Below are 19,833 nucleotides of genomic sequence, written 5' to 3' on the forward strand. Positions count from 1 at the left end.
CATGAAGGTGCCCGATTCGCTCCAACCGCAAGATCATGCCTCGAAGGTTTCCGCTCTCGAGCGGTACGCGGACAATCCGAGCGCGTTCCTCGCCCTCAACCGCGGCAACGAGTACTTCACCTCCACCGGCATCGAAGGATTCATCTGCTACCGGTCGCACGGCCGGCGGTGGATCCAGTTCGGGGGGCCGTTCACCGAGAGCCCGCGCAGAAGGGAATTGCAGTCCCGGTTCCTCGAACACGCGCACCGCAACGGCCGCAGGGTCGTCGGTGTGCAACTCCAGCGCGAGGACGCCGAGCTGTTCGCGGAACTGGGTCTCACCGTGAACCAGGTCGGGGCTTCCTACGCCGTGGAACTCAACGATTTCAGCCTGCGCGGCAAGCGCTTCGTACGTCTGCGGAACAAGATCTCCCGCGCCCAGCGCGCGGGACTGGAGATCTCGGTCGTGGACGCCGACGCGTGTGCCGGCGAGATCGCGGAAATCGACACGCGATGGCTGCGGGAGAAGGGAAAGCACACCAAGGAACTGACGTTCCTGATCGGCGAGATCGGCGGACCGTGGCAGCCCCTGCGGAAGCTGTTCGTCGGCAGGATCGACGGCGCGGCGATCGGCTACGTCTCCTACGCTCCCGTGTACGGATCACGCCCCGGCTGGCTGCACGACCTGAGCCGTCGGCTGCCGGACTGCCCACCGGGCGTCATGGAGGCGATCAATTTCCACGCCATCGAACACATGCGAGCCCTACAAGCACCCTGGCTGCACTTCGGTTTCACGCCGTTCACGGGCCTGGACGAGACCCACCGGCTGTCGACCGCGAGCCGTGCCGCCACCCGGATGATCGGGCTGATCGCCGACCACGGAGACCGCGTGTACCCCGCGAAGAGCCAACTCGAATACAAGTCGAAGTGGTATCCGGACGTGGTGCTGCCCGAATACTTCGCCTTCGACGGAGGAATATCGCCGCGTTCCCTGTGGAGCGTGGTGCGGGTGACCAACATCCTGTGACCGAACGACCCGGGAAGGGTACTCGAAGCGGCCGAACGAGGTCCGGGGAAACCCGGTCGGGCTCACGCCCACGCAGGTTCGAATCCTGCTCCTTCCGCTCCGCGTGGGCGATGTCAGGTCTGTCCGCTCGCCCCCTGCGGTGCCGCGCTCCACACCATCGAGCACAGAACGGATCCCGCTGTGACCGAAGTCCGTTTCGTCGCGACCTGCCATGCCCCGCTCGACGTCACCTTCGCCTACCTGGACGACTACCGGAACGTGACCGAATACTGGCACGGGATGACGAGCTACCAGCCGGTCGGCGCACTCGACCACGGCCTCGGATCGATCTATGAGGCCATATCGAAGGTCGGCCCGTCCACCCTGAAATCGACCATTAAGTCGGTCGAGTGGGAGAAGAACGTCCGCATCGCCTACACGTCGGTGTCCGGCATGGCCACGTCCACGACCTTCGATTTCGCCGCCGTCGACGCTTCGCACAGCACGGTGGAATTCCGCATCGAGTTCAGGCTGCCCGGCGGCATCGCCGGCAAGGCGATCGAGAAGACGCTGGAGCCGTTCGTGGCCACCGCCGCCCGGAACACCGCGGCGAACATCTCCGAGCGGGTCGCCGCGTACTACGAGGTGGTGCGCGCCGATACCGGGCGCGGGGCCGCCGACCTCCCGCGGTAGTGGCGGCCGCGGCCGCGCGGTCACGCCCCCGCGCGAGGCAGGAGGGAAGGGAGCCCCACGTGGCCGAACCCGCCCCGGTGCCCGATGACCGGGCATCGCGCCGCGCGGCGGCGCAACCGGTACCGGGCCACGGGCCCGACGTGCTCACCCGCGCCTGGCGGCTCGACCGCGCGCTGGACGTCGGCGCGCTGGAGCGCGCCCTCGACGCGACCACCTCCCGCACGGAGCCCCTGGGCGTAGCGGACGTACCGGACCTGTCCACGCTCCGCGACCTGCTGGCCGCCCGCGTAGCCGCCCCGCGGGACCCGTCGGCCCCACCGCGACCGCGCGCCGAACTGTTCCGGCTCGGCACGCGGGACCACGTGCTCGTCGTCTCCACCGGCCACGGGCCGTGGGACGGCTGGTCCGAGGCCGTGTTCCGCCGCGACCTCAGCGCGCTGTACGCGCGCGAGGCGCCTCGGTCCCGCGGCCGCGCCGGCCGTCGCCGCGCGAGCCCGGCCGCCGGCGACGGACCGTCGCGCGCGGCGGCCCGGCCCACCGCTCCGCCGCCCGCCCCGCGAGTGGCGGCGGATCGTTTCACCGCCGCTGTGGTGCGCCACCGGTGGGACCCGGCGGTGCTCGCGGAGGTCGACGCCCTGGCGCACCGATGCCATGTGCCCCGGTTCGTCGTCCTGCTCGCCGGGCTGGAGGTGCTGCTCGCCCGCTGGTCGGGGCTGCCGGAGGGCACCGTCCTCATGGCGCACGACGGCGCCGCCGATCCGGCGCCGCCCGACCGCGCGAGCCGCCCGGCCGACCCGGTCGCGCTGTTGCGCCGCACGTACCGTCCCGACGAGCCCTTCGACGCGCTGGTCGTGCGCGAGGCCGCTCAGCCGGGCCCCGGCCGGGACGGCGCACCACCGCTGCGGACCCGTTTCTCCTTCCGGGTAACCGGCGAATCCGTGCCGTTGACGTTGCCGGGTGTCGGCGTCACCGAGGTCACCCCGCTGCTCGCGTACGGCGGGCCGAGGCCGGTCCAGTGCGACATGTCCCTCGACGTGACGGGGACGGACCTCGTCCTGCGCTACGCCGAGGAACTGTTCGACGAAGCCACGGTGCGACTGCTCGTCCGCCACTACGGTGACCTGCTCGCCGCAGCCGTCACCGACCCGTCCGTCGCGGTCGGCTCGATCCCCTTCGCCCCGCCCGCCCGGGTGGTGCGCGCGTCGGGCGCGCTCGCCGCACTGCTGGGGACGCTGCCCGACGCCCCGGCCGGCACCGCGACCGGAGCCCGGATCGTCGGCGACACGGACGGGGCACGGCTGCCGGTCGGCCTGCGGGGCCGGCTGCAACTGGAGGTCCGCGGCGCCACCGGCGTCCGCCGGTGGGTGGACACCACCGCGTCCGGCTGGTGCACCACGCGCGGCGGGATTCTGCTCGACCGGCTCCCGGCCCCTCCGGAGACGGCGCCCGCTCCGCCCCCGCGCCGGCGCTTTCGCACCGACGCCGCCGCGGGACTGGCCTCGCAGCTCGCCGTGGTGTGGGCCGAGAAGCTGGGCCTGGCGCCGGCGGGCCCCGCAGAGGGCCGCCTTGAAATCGGCGGCGGCCCCGTGTTCTGACCGCCCCCGCACGACGCACTCTGAACGCATGAAACGTGCCCCGTACGCCGGCCGAGCACCGGCGTACGGGGCACACCCGCGTCAAGGGCCGTTCACGAGGAGCGCGCTCCGTCGAGGGCGGCGGGGCCGGCGGACTCGGCCCGGCGGCGCGGCCAGTTCGCCGTCAGGAAGCCGCCGATGTCGCGCAGCGACGCGGCCGCCTCCTCGACCAGCCCCGCCTGTGCCTGGGCCGCGTGCCACAGGACGGTGCTCTCCGTGAAGCGCAGTGGGACGCCCGCGCGCCGCAGCGCCACGGCGAGGTCGACGCACTGGGAGTACAGGAGCTCGCGGGTGTTGGTGTGGAGGTACGTCGGCGGCAGTCCCGCCATCGGACCGAGCAGCGGGGCGTATCGGTGGTCGCCGGGATCGCCGTCGCCCAGGTAGGCGGCGGCGCAGGTCAGTCCCCACCGGCGGTTGATCACAAGATCCCGGCTCCGGTCGGCCACCAGGTTGGGATTCGCCCAGGGGGAGATCAGGACGAGCGCCGCGGGCTGTCGCCCCGGCCCGGCGGCGAGCAGCTGCGCGGCCGCCAGGGCGATGGCGCCGCCCGACGAGTCACCGGCCAGGACGACCGTGTCGGCGGCGTGCCCTTCCAGGGTCGTCAGTGCGTCGAACGCGGCGAGCACGTCCTGCGTGGACGCCGGGCAGGGGTGCTCGGGTGCGAGGCGGTAGTCCGGCAGGTAGACGGGCCGGCGGATCTCGCGGGCCAAGTGCGCGGCCAGCGACCGGTGCGTGGCGGGCGAGCCACCGGTGTGTCCGCCGCCGTGCAGGTAGAGCACGGCCCCGGCCCCGGACGTCGGCCCGACGGTGATCCGTTCGGCCGGCCGCGAGCCGAGGCGGAGGGTGCGCACGGAGGTGTCCGGCGGCAGCGGTTGCAGCCGGGCGAAGGCGTTCAGCAGCGCGCGCTGCGCCGGGAACGGCAGCCGGTGATGGAAGGCGAGGCGGAAGCCCGGGTGCAGCAGCACGCGGGCAAGCGGCAGCGGCAGGGACTTCACGGCGTGGTCCCGGGGCGCGGGGCGATCCTGATGAGGCGCGACATCCAGGTGCCGAACCGCTGGGAGCCTGCCGGGCTGACGCGCCCCAGCAGGTCGAGGGCCTTGGCCTCCGCGCCCACCAGGACGCGCGCCCGCCGTCGCACGACGCCCTCGACGATGGTGTCGGCCGCCATCTCCGGGCTGTGCAGCGCCAGCCGGCGGTCGAAGGCGCGCGCGATGCCGGCGGCGTCCAGACCCGCCGCGGCCGTGGCGTTGCGGGCGACGGCGGTCTTGATGCCGCCGGGGTGCACGCAGGTCACCCGGACCGGATGCCCGGCCAGCAGCATCTCCTGGCGCAGGCACTCGGTGAACCCGCGCACCGCGAACTTGGAGGCGTTGTAGGCGCTCTGCCCCGGATAGGTGATCAGCCCGAAGAGGCTGGAGACGTTGACGACATGGCCGTCGCCGGACTCGATCAGATGGGGCAGGAAGGCTTTGGTCATGTTCACCACGCCCCAGAAGTTCACGTCCAGAACGCGTTCGATGTCCTTGAACGACTCCCGCGTCACCTCGCCGTAGTAGGCGATGCCCGCGTTGTTGTACATCTGGTTGACCTTGCCGAAGTGCTCGCGGACCTCGTCCGCGTAGGCCAGGACGGCCTCCCGTTCGGTCACGTCGAGCCGGTCGGCCCGGACCCTGACGCCCTTGCCCTCGCACCGCACCGCGGTCGCCTCGGCGCCGTCGATGTCGATGTCGCAGAGCGCGAGATCGGCGCCGAGGCCGGCGAGGCGCAGGGCGAGCGCGCGACCGATTCCCGATCCCGCGCCGGTGATGACGGCGACTTTTCCCGCGAAGTCGGCGGCTTCCGCTTTTCTGGTCATTGTGGTCCTCGGGTCGAGACGTGGTAGGCGTCGATGTCGAACTTCCGCGTGAGCCGCCGGAATTCGTACGAGAAGCCGGGCCACATCGTGGTGTTTTCGCCGTGCTTGTCCAGGTACCAACTGGCGCAGCCGCCGACGTTCCAGACGGTTCGGGACAGTCGGTGGCGCAGCATCCGGGAGAAGTTCTCCTGTGCCTCGGCGCGTACCTCCACCGAGCGGACGCGCCGTCGTTCCATGGTCGCGAGGGCATCGGCCAGGTAGTTCACCTGAGACTCGATCATGAAGATCATCGAGTTGTGGCCCAGGCCGGTGTTGGGGCCGACCAACAGGAACATGTTGGGGAAGTTCGCGATCGCCGTGCCCTTGTAGCACTGGCGGCCCACGGTGTCGAAGACCTCGCCGAGACTTCGGCCGTCCTTGCCGAGGATCCTGCGGTACGTGGGGGAGTCGGTCACCTGGAACCCGGTGGCCAGGACCAGGGCGTCCACCTCGCGGACCGTCCCGTCCCTCGTGACCACGGCCTTCTCCCGGACCTCCGCGATGCCCTCGGTGACGAGCGTGACGTGGTCCTGCCGGAAGGTGGGGTAGTACGTGTTGGAGAGCAGGATGCGCTTGCACCCGGCGCGGTAGTCCGGCGTGAGCCGGCGGCGCAGGGCCGGGTCGGGCACCTCCCGCCTCAGCTTGGCCCGGGCGAACGCCCCGACGAGCCGCATCAGCCCGGGCCGCTTCACCAGGGCGACGGCCTGTGCCTCGTGCGCCCAGTAGATGCCGCCGCGCACGAGCCGCTGGTAGAAGGGCACGTACCGGCAGGCGAACCGTTCGAGCGCGGAGTAGGGGCGGTCCAGGCGGGGCAGCACCCACGGGGCGGTGCGCTGATACACCTGGAGTTCGGCGACCCGGGGGGCGATGGCGGGAACGATCTGGACGGCCGACGCGCCCGTGCCGACGACCGCGACCCGCTTGCCCTCCAGGTCGCTGTCGTGGTCCCACCGCGCCGAGTGGAAGATCTTCCCCGCGAAGGTGTCGATCCCCGGTATGTCCGGCAGCGACGGCTCGCACAGGGCCCCGAACGCGCCCACCAGGACGTCGGCGACGAACAGTCCCCGGGAGGTTTCGACCTCCCACCGGGCGGCGTCCTCCACCCAGCGCGCGCTCAGCACCTCGCACCCGAAGACGTGCCTGTCCCGGACGCGGTACCGCCTCGACACGCGGGTGATGTACTCCTGGATCTCCGGCTGGGTGGAGAACGACCTGCTCCAGCCCGGGTTGAGCGCGAAGGAGTACGAGTAGAGGTGTGACGGCACGTCGCACGCCGCACCGGGGTAGGTGTTGTCGCGCCATGTGCCGCCGACGTCGTCGCCCCGTTCGAGGACCAGGAAGTCGTGCCACCCCTCGCGACGGAGACGGCTCGCGGCGGCGAGCCCCGCCAGCCCCCCGCCGATCACGAGGACCTTCGTGCGCCGGCCCGGTTCGCCCGGGGGCCCGCAGCGCCCGGACGCCGAGGGCGCGGCGTCTGTCGTATTGCTCTGGTTTGCAGGACTCAAGGGGGGATCAGAGCTCCCGTCACACCCTTCCGGACGATGAACCCCCGGATGGTCCCAGACGGCATCTGACGGGCCTCTGAACCGGCCCCGCCCGCAGGGCAGAACGGTGTCAGAGCCGTTCCGGAGGATGGATCGTCCGCTCTTGGCAACCGAGCAGGTAAGGAGACGCCTGATGGCTTCCACACCGGCGGCATCAGAAGCAGCCGAAACGCCGGACGTGCTGATCGTGGGAACCGGGTTCGCCGGCCTCGGCATGGCGATGAAACTGCTCGCCGCGGGGCACTCCGACTTCGTCGTCCTGGAGAAGGCCGGCGAAGTCGGCGGCACCTGGCGGGAGAACACCTACCCGGGCTGCGCCTGCGACGTCGCGAGCGTCATGTACTCCTACTCCTTCGCCCCCAACCGCGCGTGGAGCCGGATGTACGCCTCGCAGCCGGAGATCCTCGACTACATCAAACGCGTCGTCAAAGACCACGCCCTCGAACCGCACATCAGGTTCAACACCGAGGCGGTCTCCTACGAATTCGACGAGACCGAGGACCGGTGGTCCGTACGGACCGGGTCGGGCCGGGAGTACCGGCCCCGCGTCGTCGTCCTGGCCCACGGATCGCTGCACCAGCCCAACATCCCGGACCTGCCGGGCATGGGCCGGTTCAAGGGGGCGATGTTCCACTCGGCGCAGTGGGACCACTCCGTCGACCTGAAGGGCAAGCGCGTCGCGGTCGTCGGCACCGGGTCGAGCGCGGCACAGTTCATCCCGGAGATCGCCGGCACCGCCGCGCACGTCGACGTCTTCCAGCGCAGCGCGCACTGGGTGCTGCCGAAGGCCGACCGGCCGATCAAGGCCCTTGAGCACCGGTTGTTCAAATCGCTGCCGTTCGTACAGCAGTTGTACCGGCTCACGGCCTACTGGACGCACGAGCTCCCGGTGCTCGCGTTCCTGAACCCGAAGTTCCTCAAAGTGCTGGAGGCGGCGTCCCTGCGCATGCTCAGGAAGCAGGTGCCGGACCCGGAACTGCGGGCGAAGCTGACGCCCGACTACACCATCGGATGCAAGCGCATCCTGCTCACGAACGACTACTACCCGGCGCTGCAACGACCCGACGTGGACCTGATCACCTCTCCGATAGCGGAGTTCACCGAGACCGGGATCAGATCGGCGGACGGGGAACTGCACGAGGCCGACGTGGTCATCCTGGGCACGGGGTTCGCCACGGACAACCGCTGCGCCACGGAGCACATCGTCGGCCGCGACGGCGTCACCATCCAGGAGGCGTGGCGCGACGGCATGACCGCGCACCTGGGCACGACGGTGTCGGGGTTCCCGAACATGTTCATGTTGATGGGCCCCAACTCCGGCGGTGGCGCCCAGTCGATCCTGTTCGTCATCGAGGCGCAACTCCACTACATCGTCGAGTGCCTGCGCCTGATGAGGACCCGGCGGGCCACCCGGATGGAGGTGCGCGCGGAGGTCCAACGGGCGTTCAACGCCCGGCTGCACGGCAAGCTCGCCGGCTCGGTGTGGAACACGGGCGGCTGCCACAGCTGGTTCCTGGACCACACGGGGCTCAACCGGCAGTCCTGGCCCGGGACCGGCACGTCCTACTGGCGCGCCACCCGGCGGCCGGATCCCCGGGCGTTCCGGCTGACGGGCCGTCCCGACCGGCGCCGGCTCGTCCCCGTTCCGAGCCCCACCGGGGCGGCGGGATCCGAAAGTACCGATTGAAGTAAACATACGGTCGTGCGTACACTCACTTCACAGGTGCCGGCCGGGCCCTTGCGACCACGTCCCGCCGGGCCGTCATGTCCGGTTGCGGAGTGGAAAGACGAGAAGGGGATGCATTCGTGGCGAATGCCGAAGTAGAAGCCGTCGCGGCGGAGCCGGAGGCCGCTCCCGCGGTGCCCTGGCCCGCTGTGTCCGTCGTCATGGTCGGCATGTTCATGGCGATCCTTGACTCGTTCATCGTCGTCGTGGCGGGCCCCGCGATCCAGGACGATCTGGGTGCCTCCGTAGGCCAGTTGCAGTGGATCCTCGCGGGATACCAGCTCAGCTACGCGGTACTGATGATCACGGGCGGCCGGCTCGCCGACCTGTACGGACGCAAGCGGATCTTCATCACGGGCACCGTGGTCTTCACCCTGGCGTCGCTGGCCTGCGCCATGGCGCAGAACCCCGGCACCCTCATCGGGGCGCGCATCGTCCAGGGCCTGGGCGCCGCCCTGATGGTGCCCCAGGTCTTCGCCGTCATCACGCTCGTCGTCGCCGAGCAGGCGCGGCACCGGGTGTTCGGCACCCTGGGCATCGTGATCGGCCTGGCGACCATGGGCGGGCAGCTCGTCGGCGGTCTGCTGATCGGCGCCGACCTGTTCGGAACCGGCTGGCGGTCGGTGTTCTGGGTCAACGTGCCGATCGGGATCGTCACGATCCTCTGCGCGCTGAAGTACGTACCGGAGTCCCGCGCGACGGGCACCCGCAAGCTGGACATCCCCGGCGTCGTCGCCCTGAGCGCCGCCCTGCTGCTGCTCACGTTCCCGCTGATCCAGGGGAGCGAGGCGGGTTGGCCGTGGTGGATCTGGGCCTGCTTTGCCGCCAGTGCGGCGGCGTTCGGCCTGTTCGTCACGCTGGAACGCGGCATCGACAAGCGGGGCGGCGATCCGCTGATGAGGCTGAGCCTGTTCTCGCAGCGCTCGTTCTCGCTCGGCATTGTCCTGGTCCTGGCCGTGTACGCGCTGCTGACCTCCTACTACCTTGCGCTGTCCATCGCGATGCAGGAAGGGCTCGGCATGTCCGCGCTGGGCGCGGGGCTGGTGTACACGCCGGCCGCAGTGACCTTCTTCGTCTTCAGCAAGATCGCGGGTCGGCTCGTGCCGAAGTACGGCCGCCGCGTCCTGGAGGTCGGAGCGGTCGTCCTCGCGTCCGGCTACCTGGCGACCGCGATCGTCCTGCTCTCCGGCCCGAGGCTGACTCCGCTGCTGATCATCCCCACCCTGATGCTGCAGAGCGTCGGCGGCGGGCTGCTGATCACGCCGCTGCTGAACACGGTCCTGAGCAGGATCGCCCCGGAGACCGCGGGCATGGCGTCCGGAGTCCTGTCGACCGCCCAGCAGATCGGTGGCGCGCTGGGTGTCGCCGTGATCGGGGCGATCTTCTTCAACTCCTTCCGCCCCGAAACCGACGGGCGGACGGAGGCCGCGGGCCACGCGTTCGCCATGTCGTCCTTGACCACGTTCGCCATCGCTGTCCTGGCGGCCGTACTGGTCTTCCTGCTGCCGAACAAGAAGGCACAGGCGAGCGGCTGACGCCCCCCGCCGGACGGCAACGCGACGGACGCCGGTGCGGCGGACCACGTGGTCCGCCGCACCGGCGTCCGTCGAGCGGGAGGGGTGCCCCGAGGAACGGAGCGACGACGACGGCGTCAGCGCGGCGGGACGAGCAGACCCTCGATGATGCGGCGGGTCTTGCTCACCGCGTCGGCGTCGCCCGTTTGCAGGGCGGTGTTCGCGGCGCACAGCAGGGCATCGATCTGGAAGACGGCGAGTTCGACGTCGAGCTCCGCGATCTCACCGGTCTCCACGGCGTGCCGCAATTCGACCGCGATGACTTCGCGCCATTCCCGCTGATCGCGGAAGAGCGCGTCCCGGACCGGCCCGGGACGGCTGTCGAACTCCGCGAGATTCGCGGCCCTGAAACAGCCGCCGGCGAAAAGAGGCGCCTCCGCGTACACGATCCAGTGGTCGAGCAGCGCGCGCAGCCGGGCGACGCCGTGGGGCGCCGACTTGGCCGGGCGGATGACGGCGTCGATGAAAAGCCCGCGCGCGAACTCGACAGCCGAGAGTTGCAGGAGTTCCTTTGTCTTGAACAGGGTCTGGATGCCCGCTTTGCTGAGCCCGGTGTCGAGCGCGAGGCGGCCGAAACTGACGCTGCCCAGACCGTCCAGCGAGGCGACGTCGACAGCCTGGCGGAGCACGATCTTCCGTGTGCGGGCGCCCCGCAGGAGGCGCTTGTCCGTGACCTCGGCCTGCTCCTGAGGCAGGAGCGCAGGCGACCCTGGGTCATCCGGAGAGGTGGCCGACTCTATAGCACTACCCATACGGTCGATCGTACAGCAATTGCCGACCGATATGTCGGCCCGGGCATCGCGCACCGATCGGCCCGACGGCTGTGATCGGCGCGGGGTCGAGTAGGGGCCCTACTCGAACGAGGGGGTGCACGTCGGGCAGGCCCCTGCTCGAACGTGCGGCTGCATGGGCAAGAAAGGCGCCAATAAGATCTTTCTCGGTCGCCATTTCGCGACTCCGAACAAAAAGCGTCAAGCATTCCGGCAGCCGCACCGGCGCCCGGGTGTGTCTCTGGTCTCTTACAACAGGGGGAGAAGAACAGTGACCGTCGCCGGCATACACATTCTGGGGCCCCAACGGATCGAGCTCAAGAACACCGAAATCGTCCTGAGCGGGGCAAAATTGAGAAGCATCCTCGCCGTTCTCGCGCTCCGCGCCGAAAGCGAAGTCCGCCGTGACGAACTCATCGAGGAACTGGACCTGATCCGGACGGCGGGTGACGCGATCAACGCCGTGCACGCCCATGTCGCCCGGCTGCGCCGCTGGCTGCAACGACACGGCGGGAACGCCGATCTGCTGGAGACGGTCAACTCCGGTTACCGGCTCAACATCGATCGGGACGCGGTGGACGCCCACCGCTTCGTGCGACTGGTGGAGCGCGCGCTGAACCTCGCGCCGGGCACCCCCTCGGTCGTGGCGACCATTTTGGAGGACGCCCTTTCGCTGTGGCAGGGGGATGCCCTGATCGACGCTCTCGAAGGGCCCCTGGTCGCCACGGCGGCGGACGAACTCCACCGCTGGCGCGCGGCGGCACGGGAAACGCTGATCGACGCGTGGCTGTCCCTCGATCACCACCAGAAGGTGGTGCTGAACGCCAGGAAGTTCATCTCCGAGGATCCGTTGAACGAGTCGATGCGCGCACGGCACATCATCGCGCTCCAGCGGATGGGACGCCACGCCGAGGCGACCGAGGCCTACCACGACGCGGAGACCGTGCTCAGCCGGGAACTGGGCATCAGGCCCGGTGCCGAGCTCCGCGCCACGTCCGATCCCGCCACCCGCTTCACGCCGGTTTCAGGCGGCCGGCAGCGCCAACGGGAACGCATCATGATCGGCGCGCGGTCATAACCGCTCACGCGCCCCGAACGCGGCGCGGCCGGCATGACGGCGACCGCACGGCCGTCGCCTCCGGCCGGGCGGCCGCCCCCGGTGAGTACCGCGCGGAGGAGCTGGCCGGAAAGGCGGGGATCACCGTGCGCACCCTGCGCTTCTACCGCGAGCGCGGGCTGCTTCCGCCGCCCCGCCGCGAAGGCCGGATCGGCTGGTACGACGACCACCACCTGGCCCGGCTGCGCACTGTGGCCGGTCTCCTGGAGCGCGGCCACACCCTGAGCGCCATCGCCGATCTGACCGCGGCCTTCGAGTCGGGCCGTGATGTGGGCGAACTCCTCGGGCTGGACCGGCCGGCCGAGGAGGACCCGGCCCGTCTCGCGCCGGCGGAGTTGGCCGGCCATTTCGAGGGCGAGGTCACTCCGGAGAACCTCGCCACCGCCCTCGGCCTCGACAGCATCCGCACCGACGGCGACACGCGCGTGCACGTCGGCCGCCGGCTGCTCGACGCCTCGGCCTCCCTGGTCCGCGAAGGCATTGCGCCGGCGGCGGTCCTGGAGTCCGTGACCCGGGTCCGCCGCCACGCGGAGGCGCTGGCCGACATCTTCACGGCGACCGTCCGGGACCACGTCGCGGACGCGGACGCGGAGCGACTGTGCGCCTTGGCCGAGCGCGTGGTCGAGGCCGAGTTCTCCATGGCCCTGGCCCGCCGGCTCCCCGCCGCGGACAGGGGGGACGACTGACCCTTGTTTCTACATACGATCGACCGTATTATTTCTTTATGACTTCGACGCGCCTCACCGAGGAGTCCGACCCCTTCTGCCTCCAGCCGCTGGACACCGCGGCACTGCTCTTCGACGCCCCGTGGCGTCGATTCGCGGTGATCGGGGACAGCCTGTCGGCAGGCACCGGCGACGCCAGCCCCGGCTACGTGGACAAGGGCTGGTCCGACCGGCTCGCCGACATCCTCCGTCGCGTACGACCGGACCTCGCCTACCTGAACACGGCCGAAGACGGAGCGACGACGGCGCAGACCCTCGAAAAGCAGATCGATCAAGCAATCGAGTTCGAACCGGACCTCTTGCACCTGCCATGCGGTGCGAACGACCTCGTGCGACGCACGCCGGACTTCACCGAGATCGAGCGGAAGTTGCGCCGCATGTACGAGCTGGCATCGCAAACCGGCGCCCAGTTGACGACGTTCACCCTCGGCAGGGCGTACGTGATCCCTGTCTTCCCGGACTGGAGCGAGCGGGTAGCCAGGATCAATGACATTACCCGGGCCCTGGCTGCCGAATACGAAGCCGTCGTCGTCGACATGTGGCACCACCCCGTCAACGACCGGGAAGACCTGCTGAGCGAGGACCGCATTCACTTCTCGACCTCAGGGCAAGCGGTCATGGCGACGGAGATGGTCAAAAGCCTGAGCCACGTGCTCAGCCGCACCACACGCGCCTGAGGCAACGAAAGACCCGAGGATGGCAAGGAGGCGCTGCGGGTAGGCCCGCGGCGCCCTCGCGAACCTGCCCTGATGACGGGCGTTTCGACCTGACCGGCGCTTCGCCCCGGTCCATGGCCGGCGCGCGGACCGGCCGACCCCCGCGGCTGCGTTCGCGCGCCTTCTCGGGTTCCACCCGGCGATGCGGGCGGGTCCCGGGGGTTCCGGGACGGCAGGCGCCTTATGCGAGGGCTGCTTCGAGCGGGGAGAGAGGCTCGCGGCCCAGCAGCTGACGCAGGTCACCGCCGGTTCGGGACATGAACCCAGCGGCGATGGCGGAGTAGGTGCTCACCAGCATCGGCACCTGGAACGGCTCGGCACCGGAGGCGGCGATGCGTGTGCGGGCTTGCGCCAGCGTCTCCGGCTCATAGGTGACGTGCGGACCGTGAGCGCGGGCCAGTTCGGCGCCGCCGATAGCCTGCTCGCCGACAAGTTCGTAGATGCGCCGCGCATGAGCGGGGGCCTCCACCGCCACACGTACCGCGGCGTCAGCCAGGTCCGCCCGGGCAACGGCTGCCAGCCGGCCCTCGCCGAGCGGGGCGGTGATCCGCCCGTCGGCGGACGGCGCCGCCAGCCCGGCCAGCAATTCCGCGTACAGGCCGTTGCGCAGGATCGTCCAGCCCAGCGAACTCTTCTGGAGTCGGTGCTCGGTCCAACGGTGCGGCAGGGCGTAGGAAAGGTGGTCTCCGTCGGCGGTCAGGCTCGTATAGACGACGTGACCCACACCGGCCTTCTCGGCAGCGTCAACGGCGGCACCATGCCGGGTGATGACGGTGTCGTCCTCACCGTAGCCCGCGGAGATCAACAGCAGCACATCCACGCCCTCGAAGCCCGTGACGAGTGTGCCGGGATCGTCGAAGTCGATGTGGCGGACAGGCAGCGGAGTCTGAAGCTGCTGAGCATCACGCGTGCCGAGGACAGTGTCGTCACGACCGGCCAGCCGCTCGGCGATCAGCGAGCCCAGGGCGCCGGCGGCTCCAGTAACCAAGATCATCAGGGTCTTCCCGTTCCGGTAGGTTCTCTTCGGTAACCGGGATCATCCTGCGTGTTTGTACCAGCGGGAGTAAGGAGGCACTTCCATGTCAGTGGGGCACACAGGGGTAACCACCCCACCCGTCGTCACGTGCGGCGACGAGCATGAGGACTGCGGGATCCGCGACGTACTCGACCGGATCGGAGACAAATGGTCGGTCCTGGTTGTCGTCGAACTCGCCCAGGGCGTTCGCCGTTTCCGGCAGCTGCAACGCGCCGTACCGGGTATCTCGCAGCGGATGCTGACACTCACCGTGCGCCGGCTGGAGCGCGACGGGCTGATCACCCGGACCGTGTACCCGACGGTGCCTCCGCAGGTCGAGTACGAGCTCACGCCGATGGGCCACAGCCTGACACATCTGGTGAAAGCCCTCGCGGACTGGTCGGCGGAGCACCGCGAGGCCATCGCACAAGCGCGCCATGACTGGGACGCCGTACATCCTGACTCCGGAGTCCGCTGACCGAACGGCCTCCGTATCGTGCCGACTATGGTGGGGGCGACCTGGTCCTCCCCGATCAATTTCAGGGACGAGTCATGTCTCTGTTCATCCACCGGTGACCAGCCAGCTGCTGGTCGACAGCCCTGCCACCGGCGGTGCCCGACGAAGCCGGCGCATAAGCCGGGAGGGCACCACACGGCAGCTCCGGCCACAGCGGCCAATGGCCACAGCGGCCAATGGCCACAGCGGTCAGTGGCTACAGCGGTCAATGGCTCAGATTCTGTGGTCGATCTTCTTTTCCCGCATCAGTTCCTCCAGCTCCGTGTCCGACAGCGGGTGCAGAGAGTCCAGGAGAGGACGTAGCCCGGATTCGCCGAGGCTCTGGCTGGTGACCTCCACCTCAGCGTTCCCGTGGCGGCGGGTGAGGGTGACGGCGCGTCCACCGCCGGGGAAGTCGCGGACCGTGAGCATCTCGCCGCGCGCGTCTACCGCGCAGGCCTCGTCCTTGTCCGCCGGCTCGGGGCACCGAGGTGTCGGCGTGAGCGGCGAGCGCACCGTGAGCCCCACGTAGCCGGACTCGTCCCCCTGCCGGAGGGGGTGGTAGTCGACGCTGAAGGAGGCGGGGCCGGCCACGGCACGGGACACCTCCATGCCCGCCGGCGCGGCGCCCAGGTACAGCAACTCCGGGTGCTCCCGGTACCGCGCGACCTCCGCCTCGTGTCGGCGCTGCTGCGCCTGCGCCGGGCTGACGAAGCCCCCATAGGCCACTCCGGCCGCCAGGACGGCCAGCGCCCCCAGCCGCACGCGCCGATCAGGCACGAACAACGCGGCGGCCACGGCGTACGGTGCCCCCGTCAGCGCGATCCGGACACCGGCGCTCCCCAGGTCGACGTCGCTACCGTAGGCCGCCAGACCTGCCAGGACGCCGAGCGTACCGAGAAGGAGGACCAGTACCGCCCAGCCCAGCCGCCGCGACAGGGAGCCGCACAGCGGTACCACGGTCCGCGCCGGTATGCCCGCCATGACGAGCAGACCCACCAGCAGCGGCACACCCAACACAAAGACCGGCACCGTAGCACCGGCCCCGCCACCCCAGGCCGTTACCACCAGCCCGAAGCCGAGCGTGGGCATCACGGCTGCCATCGTCACCCAGACCAGGAAGAGATGCAGGGCCGTCAGCGCCCCTCTGCTGTTGTCCATATCGCGGAGCCTGCCACCTGGCGTCTCGGCACACATGAGTACGTGTACTCAGCACAGAATCTCGCGTCGTCCGCTCTCTTCCGGTCTCTTCCGGAGGCAGCGCAACAGCCCTCTGGCTATTAACAGCCTGGCCACGACCGAAAACAGGCGTCACCGCACACGTACGGTTGTCGTTCTTCTTACGTCTGCCGTTCGAGAGGGGCGGTCTCCGCATCGACGCAGAGCCCGGACCCGGGCAGCGGGCAACAGACGTCCGACGCGGCTTCGGTGCATGCACGGTCCGTCTGAAAATGCCTCTGCTGACCGTTACAGGGAGTGCGTGCACATGACCGTATATTTCATTGGCGCCGGGCCCGGGGCGGCTGATCTGATTACCGTCCGAGGTCGGGATCTGCTGGGCCGCTGCGACGTATGTCTCTATCCCGGAAGCATGATGCCGGCCGATCTGCTCGCTTACTGCCCGCCGGGCGCAACTCTCATCGACGCAGCGAACCTGACCCTTGATCAAGCTGTCGCGCACATCGTTGCCGCGCACCGCCGGCAACGTGATGTCGTGCGTCTGTGCTCGGGAGATCCGTCGTTGTACAGCACCGTCGCCGAGCAGATGCGCATGCTGGACAAGGAGGGCGTGCCGCACGCGGTGGTGCCCGGGGTGTCCGCGTTCGCGGCATCCGCCGCTGTTCTGGGCCGCGAGCTGACCGTCCCCGGAGTGGGACAGAGCCTGGTCATCACGCGTGCCCGGTCGCGGCCCGGCTCGATGCCCCCGGGGGAGAGGCTGTCGAACTTCGCGCGGAGCGGAACAACGCTCGCGATCTACCTGGTGATCAACCACTTGGAGGAAGTCGTCGAGGAACTGGTCCCGCACTACGGCGCGGATTGCCCGGCGGCAGCAGTCGCGCTGGCGAGTCAACCCGGTGAGCAGGTCGTGCGCTCGACGCTCTCGCACATCGCTCGTGACGTGCGGGCGGCCGGGATGAGCAGAATCGCGACGTTGCTCATCGGCCGAACGCTTGAAGCCGAAGGCTTTCCGGACAGCTTCCTGCACTCCAGCCCGAGGCAATGAGCCACGAGGCAATGAGCCTCGACACCGGTCGTGATACCGCACTTCCGGTCCCAGGTGACGCCCTGGCCCACCGCGAAGCACAACCCAAGGGGTGAAAGCATTGACTTCCACGGTTCGTCTTCCCGAGGTGCAACCATTGTCGACGGAGCTGGAACTGGCGGGGCGCCGAGTAGTGGTGTTCGGGGGTGAGCCCGGAGCGCTGCGTCATCTTGCGCGCTTGTGCCGCACCGGTGCGGAGATCACTGTCGTAGCGCCCGTCGTGTGCGCCGCGATCGGGGCCATGGCCCAGGCGGGCCGCATCCGGTGGCACAACCGGTCGTGGCAGCCCGAAGACTTGGATGACACCTGGTACGCCGTAGCCTGCACCCCGGAACACAACGCGGAGATCGCTGAGACTGCTGAACGCAAACGGGTGTTCTGCGCCCGCGCGGATGCCGAAGCCTCGGCGCCCGTGCGGCAGGGCCGCCCGGACCCGGGGGTGGCCCTGGTCGGTGCGGGGCCGGGAGACCCGGACTTGATCACCGTGCGAGGCCGGGAACTGCTCGGGGCGGCTGACGTGGTCCTCGTCGATCGTTTGGCGCCGCTCGAGTTGCTGGCCGACCTGCGGCCGGAGGTCGAGATCGTTGACGTGGCCAAACTGCCCTACAGCCGGACCGTGGCCCAGGAGCACATCAACGAGGTCATGGTGGAACGTGCCCTGGCGGGTCAGTTCGTGGTCCGTCTCAAGGGCGGAGACCCGTACCTCTTCGGTTGCGGCTTCGAAGAAGTGACGGCCTGCGCCAATGCGGGCGTGCCGGTGACCGTGGTGCCGGGGGTGAGCAGCGCACTGGCGGCACCGGCGCTGGCCGGAGTTCCGGTGACCCACCGGGGCATGGCCCAGGAGGTGACCATCGTGTCCGGGCACGTGGTCTCCGACTACGCCGGCGGCCTCGTCGACTGGTCAGCTCTGGGCCGGCTCAAGGGAACGCTGGTGATTCTCATGGGGGTCACGCATGTAGCCAAGAGCAGCGAGCTGTTGATGCGAGCGGGCCGGGACGCGGCGACACCGGTACTCGTCATCCAGGAAGCGGCCACGCGATTTCAGCGAGTACTCCCGTCCACCCTGGCCGACCTCGCCCAGGACTGCATCACTCACCGAGTCGTGCCACCTGCCGTATTCGTCATCGGGCCGACAGCGGGGCTGAAGGTACCGCAAGCACCCACCGCGGCTGATACCGCGAGCACGGCGTAGGTTCGGTCGCCGCTGATGGTGGCCGCAGTGCGTAGGACGGCGCTGTTCTCGTCGCTGTGCAACCCGTGCGCACTGCGTGGCAGCAGGTCCAGAATCCCGGGCCCCTGCCCGGCTACCTGATCGGCTACTTGGGGAGAACGGGGCGGCAGCGGCGTACCGGCGCGCTGCTCGACCAGGTTGCGGACGCCGGCCGCCGCCATGCCGATCAGTCGTCTTGCTGCTCGTAGTTGGCCAGGGCGAGCCCCAGGGCGAAGAAGGTCGGGGCCCATTCTCCGACGAAGAGGCCCCACCGGTCGGCCCGGTCCATCCCGGCCGTTTCGGTTTTCAGGGACCCTGCCCATGCCACTACCGTCAGGCCGATGGAGGCGAACGCGGCACAGTAGGCGTGCTCGCTCTTGATTCCGGCCTCGTGAAGCTTCTGGACGATCATGGAGATGCACCCTTTCATGCGAAAGACGCCTCGTGGTCCTCTACCAGCCTGCGCGGCCCCGGCCCTCGGCGCATCCCGGGGCGCCCCTCCGGTCTCCACCGGGAGATCGTGACATTCGCCGGAATGACTCCGGCGGCATTGGCCGGTGACCCGGGTCTGGCTGTGGACGGCACCGCGTGGGCGGCCACGTCGTCGGCGGAGGCGGCGGAGTGCCGTGAACCTCAACCTCACTGCCAAGACAGCCGTCGTCACCGGCGCCAGCCGGGGCATCGGACTTGCCACCGTCCGTGCCCTGACCGCCGAAGGCGTCCGCGTGGTCGGCGCCGCCCGCACGATCACGCCCGAGCTGAAGGAAACCGGCGCGCACGCGGTGTCAGCCGACCTGAGCACCGCCGATGGCGTCGCCACCCTGGTGGACAGCGCCCTCACCGAACTCGGTGGCATCGACCTGCTGGTGAACAACATCGGTGCCGGGGACGACGTGGAGCCCATCGGCTTCCTCGACACCGAGGACGCTCAGTGGGCCCGCGTCTTCGACCTCAACCTTCTCAGCGCCGTCCGTACCACCCGCGCGGCCCTGCCCAGCCTGATCGAACGCCGCGGATCGATCGTCAACGTCTCGTCCATCAACTCGCGGCTGCCCGCGGCCGGCCCTGTCGCCTACAGCGCGGCCAAGGCGGCCCTCGCCGCGTTGGGGAAGTCCCTGGCCGAGGAATTCGGGCCCCGGGGAGTGCGCGTGAACACCGTCTCTCCCGGAGTTGTCCGCACCTCCGTCTGGGAGGACCCTGACGGCTTCGGCGGCAAGGTGGCGGCCGGAGCAGGGGCGGAGCACACCGCATTCCTCCAGCAGATCCCGGAAGCCTTCAACATCACTACCGGTCGGATCACCGAGCCCGAAGAAGTGGCGGCCTTGATCGCATTCCTTCTCTCTGACGTCGCCGGCAACATCACCGGCGCGGACTACGTCATCGACGGTGGCACGGTGAAGGCAATCTGAATCGGGGGAGCGCCGCCACAAGGGTGGCGGACGACCAGCGGTGGCGGTCGGTGAGGAGGAAC

General features: G+C 69.7%; 18 protein-coding genes, 1 tRNA gene and 1 pseudogene. 13 read left to right on the plus strand and 7 right to left on the minus strand.

The features are described 5' to 3' along the window. Position 1: 1 nt before the first annotated feature. The 4 genes from ABZ951_RS02425 (at position 2) to ABZ951_RS02440 (ending at position 3,273) form a co-directional block, all read left to right on the plus strand. Complete coding sequence (locus ABZ951_RS02425; RefSeq protein ID WP_344084527.1) at positions 2 to 1,006, plus strand: DUF2156 domain-containing protein; 1,005 nt, start codon at positions 2 to 4, stop codon at positions 1,004 to 1,006. A gap of 12 nt (positions 1,007 to 1,018) precedes the next feature. Further along, positions 1,019 to 1,103: transfer RNA gene (locus ABZ951_RS02430), tRNA-Phe, on the plus strand. Positions 1,104 to 1,186: 83 nt separating this feature from the next. After that, on the plus strand, positions 1,187 to 1,678 hold the full coding sequence (locus ABZ951_RS02435; RefSeq protein WP_344084524.1) for an SRPBCC family protein: 492 nt from the start codon (positions 1,187 to 1,189) through the stop codon (positions 1,676 to 1,678). Between the two features lie 59 nt (positions 1,679 to 1,737). Further along, entirely contained in the window at positions 1,738 to 3,273 is a 1,536-nt protein-coding gene (locus ABZ951_RS02440; protein ID WP_361278605.1) for a hypothetical protein, read from the plus strand. Positions 3,274 to 3,365: 92 nt separating this feature from the next. On the opposite strand, the gene ABZ951_RS02445 is transcribed toward ABZ951_RS02440, so the two are convergent. From ABZ951_RS02445 to ABZ951_RS02455, 3 genes are read right to left on the minus strand one after another with little or no spacing between them, the layout of a single operon-like run. Next, positions 3,366 to 4,307 carry an alpha/beta hydrolase fold domain-containing protein gene (locus ABZ951_RS02445; protein WP_344084515.1) on the minus strand — a complete coding sequence of 314 codons (942 nt, stop codon included), beginning with the start codon at positions 4,305 to 4,307 and terminating at the stop codon, positions 3,366 to 3,368. After that, positions 4,304 to 5,167, minus strand: coding sequence for an SDR family oxidoreductase (locus tag ABZ951_RS02450; protein ID WP_344084512.1), 864 nt, complete (start codon positions 5,165 to 5,167; stop codon positions 4,304 to 4,306). Before ABZ951_RS02450 ends, ABZ951_RS02445 begins: the two co-directional genes overlap by 4 nt. Continuing rightward, complete coding sequence (locus ABZ951_RS02455) at positions 5,164 to 6,711, minus strand: NAD(P)/FAD-dependent oxidoreductase (RefSeq protein WP_344084509.1); 1,548 nt, start codon at positions 6,709 to 6,711, stop codon at positions 5,164 to 5,166. Before ABZ951_RS02455 ends, ABZ951_RS02450 begins: the two co-directional genes overlap by 4 nt. 172 nt (positions 6,712 to 6,883) lie before the next feature. Between ABZ951_RS02455 and ABZ951_RS02460 the strand changes: the two genes are divergently transcribed. Together ABZ951_RS02460 and ABZ951_RS02465 are read left to right on the plus strand one after the other, a co-directional pair. Next, positions 6,884 to 8,437, plus strand: coding sequence for an NAD(P)/FAD-dependent oxidoreductase (locus ABZ951_RS02460; RefSeq protein ID WP_344084506.1), 1,554 nt, complete (start codon positions 6,884 to 6,886; stop codon positions 8,435 to 8,437). Between the two features lie 119 nt (positions 8,438 to 8,556). After that, complete coding sequence (locus ABZ951_RS02465; RefSeq protein WP_344084503.1) at positions 8,557 to 10,011, plus strand: MFS transporter; 1,455 nt, start codon at positions 8,557 to 8,559, stop codon at positions 10,009 to 10,011. Positions 10,012 to 10,127: 116 nt separating this feature from the next. On the opposite strand, the gene ABZ951_RS02470 is transcribed toward ABZ951_RS02465, so the two are convergent. Further along, positions 10,128 to 10,802, minus strand: coding sequence for a TetR/AcrR family transcriptional regulator (locus ABZ951_RS02470; RefSeq protein WP_344084500.1), 675 nt, complete (start codon positions 10,800 to 10,802; stop codon positions 10,128 to 10,130). Positions 10,803 to 11,091: 289 nt separating this feature from the next. Here ABZ951_RS02470 and ABZ951_RS02475 point away from each other — a divergent pair, with 289 nt between their 5' ends. The 3 genes and pseudogenes from ABZ951_RS02475 to ABZ951_RS02485 all read left to right on the plus strand — a co-directional run bounded on the left by ABZ951_RS02475 (position 11,092) and on the right by ABZ951_RS02485 (position 13,339). Further along, positions 11,092 to 11,898, plus strand: a complete 807-nt coding sequence (locus ABZ951_RS02475) for a BTAD domain-containing putative transcriptional regulator (protein WP_344084497.1) — start codon at positions 11,092 to 11,094, stop codon at positions 11,896 to 11,898. A gap of 95 nt (positions 11,899 to 11,993) precedes the next feature. Next, a pseudogene (locus tag ABZ951_RS02480) lies at positions 11,994 to 12,623 on the plus strand (MerR family transcriptional regulator); the annotation flags it as partial. A gap of 38 nt (positions 12,624 to 12,661) precedes the next feature. Continuing rightward, complete coding sequence (locus ABZ951_RS02485) at positions 12,662 to 13,339, plus strand: SGNH/GDSL hydrolase family protein (RefSeq protein WP_344084494.1); 678 nt, start codon at positions 12,662 to 12,664, stop codon at positions 13,337 to 13,339. A gap of 220 nt (positions 13,340 to 13,559) precedes the next feature. On the opposite strand, the gene ABZ951_RS02490 is transcribed toward ABZ951_RS02485, so the two are convergent. Further along, the gene (locus ABZ951_RS02490; RefSeq protein ID WP_344084491.1) at positions 13,560 to 14,372 is read right to left on the minus strand and encodes an NAD(P)H-binding protein; all 813 of its coding nucleotides are present in this window, start codon (positions 14,370 to 14,372) and stop codon (positions 13,560 to 13,562) included. An 85-nt stretch (positions 14,373 to 14,457) separates the two neighbouring features. Between ABZ951_RS02490 and ABZ951_RS02495 the strand changes: the two genes are divergently transcribed. Beyond that, positions 14,458 to 14,871 (plus strand): helix-turn-helix domain-containing protein, encoded by a 414-nt coding sequence (locus ABZ951_RS02495; protein ID WP_344084488.1) that lies wholly within the window; start codon positions 14,458 to 14,460, stop codon positions 14,869 to 14,871. 252 nt (positions 14,872 to 15,123) lie between these two features. On the opposite strand, the gene ABZ951_RS02500 is transcribed toward ABZ951_RS02495, so the two are convergent. Continuing rightward, complete coding sequence (locus ABZ951_RS02500; RefSeq protein ID WP_344084485.1) at positions 15,124 to 16,050, minus strand: hypothetical protein; 927 nt, start codon at positions 16,048 to 16,050, stop codon at positions 15,124 to 15,126. A gap of 325 nt (positions 16,051 to 16,375) precedes the next feature. Between ABZ951_RS02500 and ABZ951_RS02505 the strand changes: the two genes are divergently transcribed. Beyond that, entirely contained in the window at positions 16,376 to 17,113 is a 738-nt protein-coding gene (locus ABZ951_RS02505) for an SAM-dependent methyltransferase (RefSeq protein WP_344084482.1), read from the plus strand. A gap of 91 nt (positions 17,114 to 17,204) precedes the next feature. After that, positions 17,205 to 18,344: a uroporphyrinogen-III C-methyltransferase gene (gene cobA, locus ABZ951_RS02510; protein WP_344084479.1), complete on the plus strand. Its 1,140-nt coding sequence runs from the start codon at positions 17,205 to 17,207 to the stop codon at positions 18,342 to 18,344. 205 nt (positions 18,345 to 18,549) lie between these two features. Here cobA and ABZ951_RS02515 read toward each other — a convergent pair whose 3' ends face one another. Then, positions 18,550 to 18,774 (minus strand): hypothetical protein, encoded by a 225-nt coding sequence (locus ABZ951_RS02515; protein ID WP_344084477.1) that lies wholly within the window; start codon positions 18,772 to 18,774, stop codon positions 18,550 to 18,552. Positions 18,775 to 18,988: 214 nt separating this feature from the next. On the opposite strand from ABZ951_RS02515, the gene ABZ951_RS02520 reads away from it, so the two are divergent. After that, positions 18,989 to 19,771, plus strand: a complete 783-nt coding sequence (locus tag ABZ951_RS02520; protein WP_344084474.1) for an oxidoreductase — start codon at positions 18,989 to 18,991, stop codon at positions 19,769 to 19,771. The last annotated feature ends 62 nt before the right edge of the window (positions 19,772 to 19,833 follow it).

This window comes from Streptomyces sp. NPDC046215 (assembly GCF_040646215.1).
GTDB lineage: Bacteria > Actinomycetota > Actinomycetes > Streptomycetales > Streptomycetaceae > Streptomyces > Streptomyces stramineus.

Bases quoted from the DNA above. Each gene is read 5' to 3' on its own strand.
- ABZ951_RS02425 (WP_344084527.1), top strand. From the start codon at position 2: ATGAAGGTGCCCGATTCGCTCCAACCGCAAGATCATGCCTCGAAGGTT.
- ABZ951_RS02450 (WP_344084512.1), bottom strand. From the start codon at position 5,167: ATGACCAGAAAAGCGGAAGCCGCCGACTTCGCGGGAAAAGTCGCCGTC.
- ABZ951_RS02460 (WP_344084506.1), top strand. From the start codon at position 6,884: ATGGCTTCCACACCGGCGGCATCAGAAGCAGCCGAAACGCCGGACGTG.
- ABZ951_RS02470 (WP_344084500.1), bottom strand. From the start codon at position 10,802: ATGGGTAGTGCTATAGAGTCGGCCACCTCTCCGGATGACCCAGGGTCG.
- ABZ951_RS02485 (WP_344084494.1), top strand. From the start codon at position 12,662: ATGACTTCGACGCGCCTCACCGAGGAGTCCGACCCCTTCTGCCTCCAG.
- ABZ951_RS02490 (WP_344084491.1), bottom strand. From the start codon at position 14,372: ATGATCTTGGTTACTGGAGCCGCCGGCGCCCTGGGCTCGCTGATCGCC.
- ABZ951_RS02495 (WP_344084488.1), top strand. From the start codon at position 14,458: ATGTCAGTGGGGCACACAGGGGTAACCACCCCACCCGTCGTCACGTGC.
- ABZ951_RS02500 (WP_344084485.1), bottom strand. From the start codon at position 16,050: ATGGACAACAGCAGAGGGGCGCTGACGGCCCTGCATCTCTTCCTGGTC.
- ABZ951_RS02505 (WP_344084482.1), top strand. From the start codon at position 16,376: ATGACCGTATATTTCATTGGCGCCGGGCCCGGGGCGGCTGATCTGATT.
- ABZ951_RS02515 (WP_344084477.1), bottom strand. From the start codon at position 18,774: ATGATCGTCCAGAAGCTTCACGAGGCCGGAATCAAGAGCGAGCACGCC.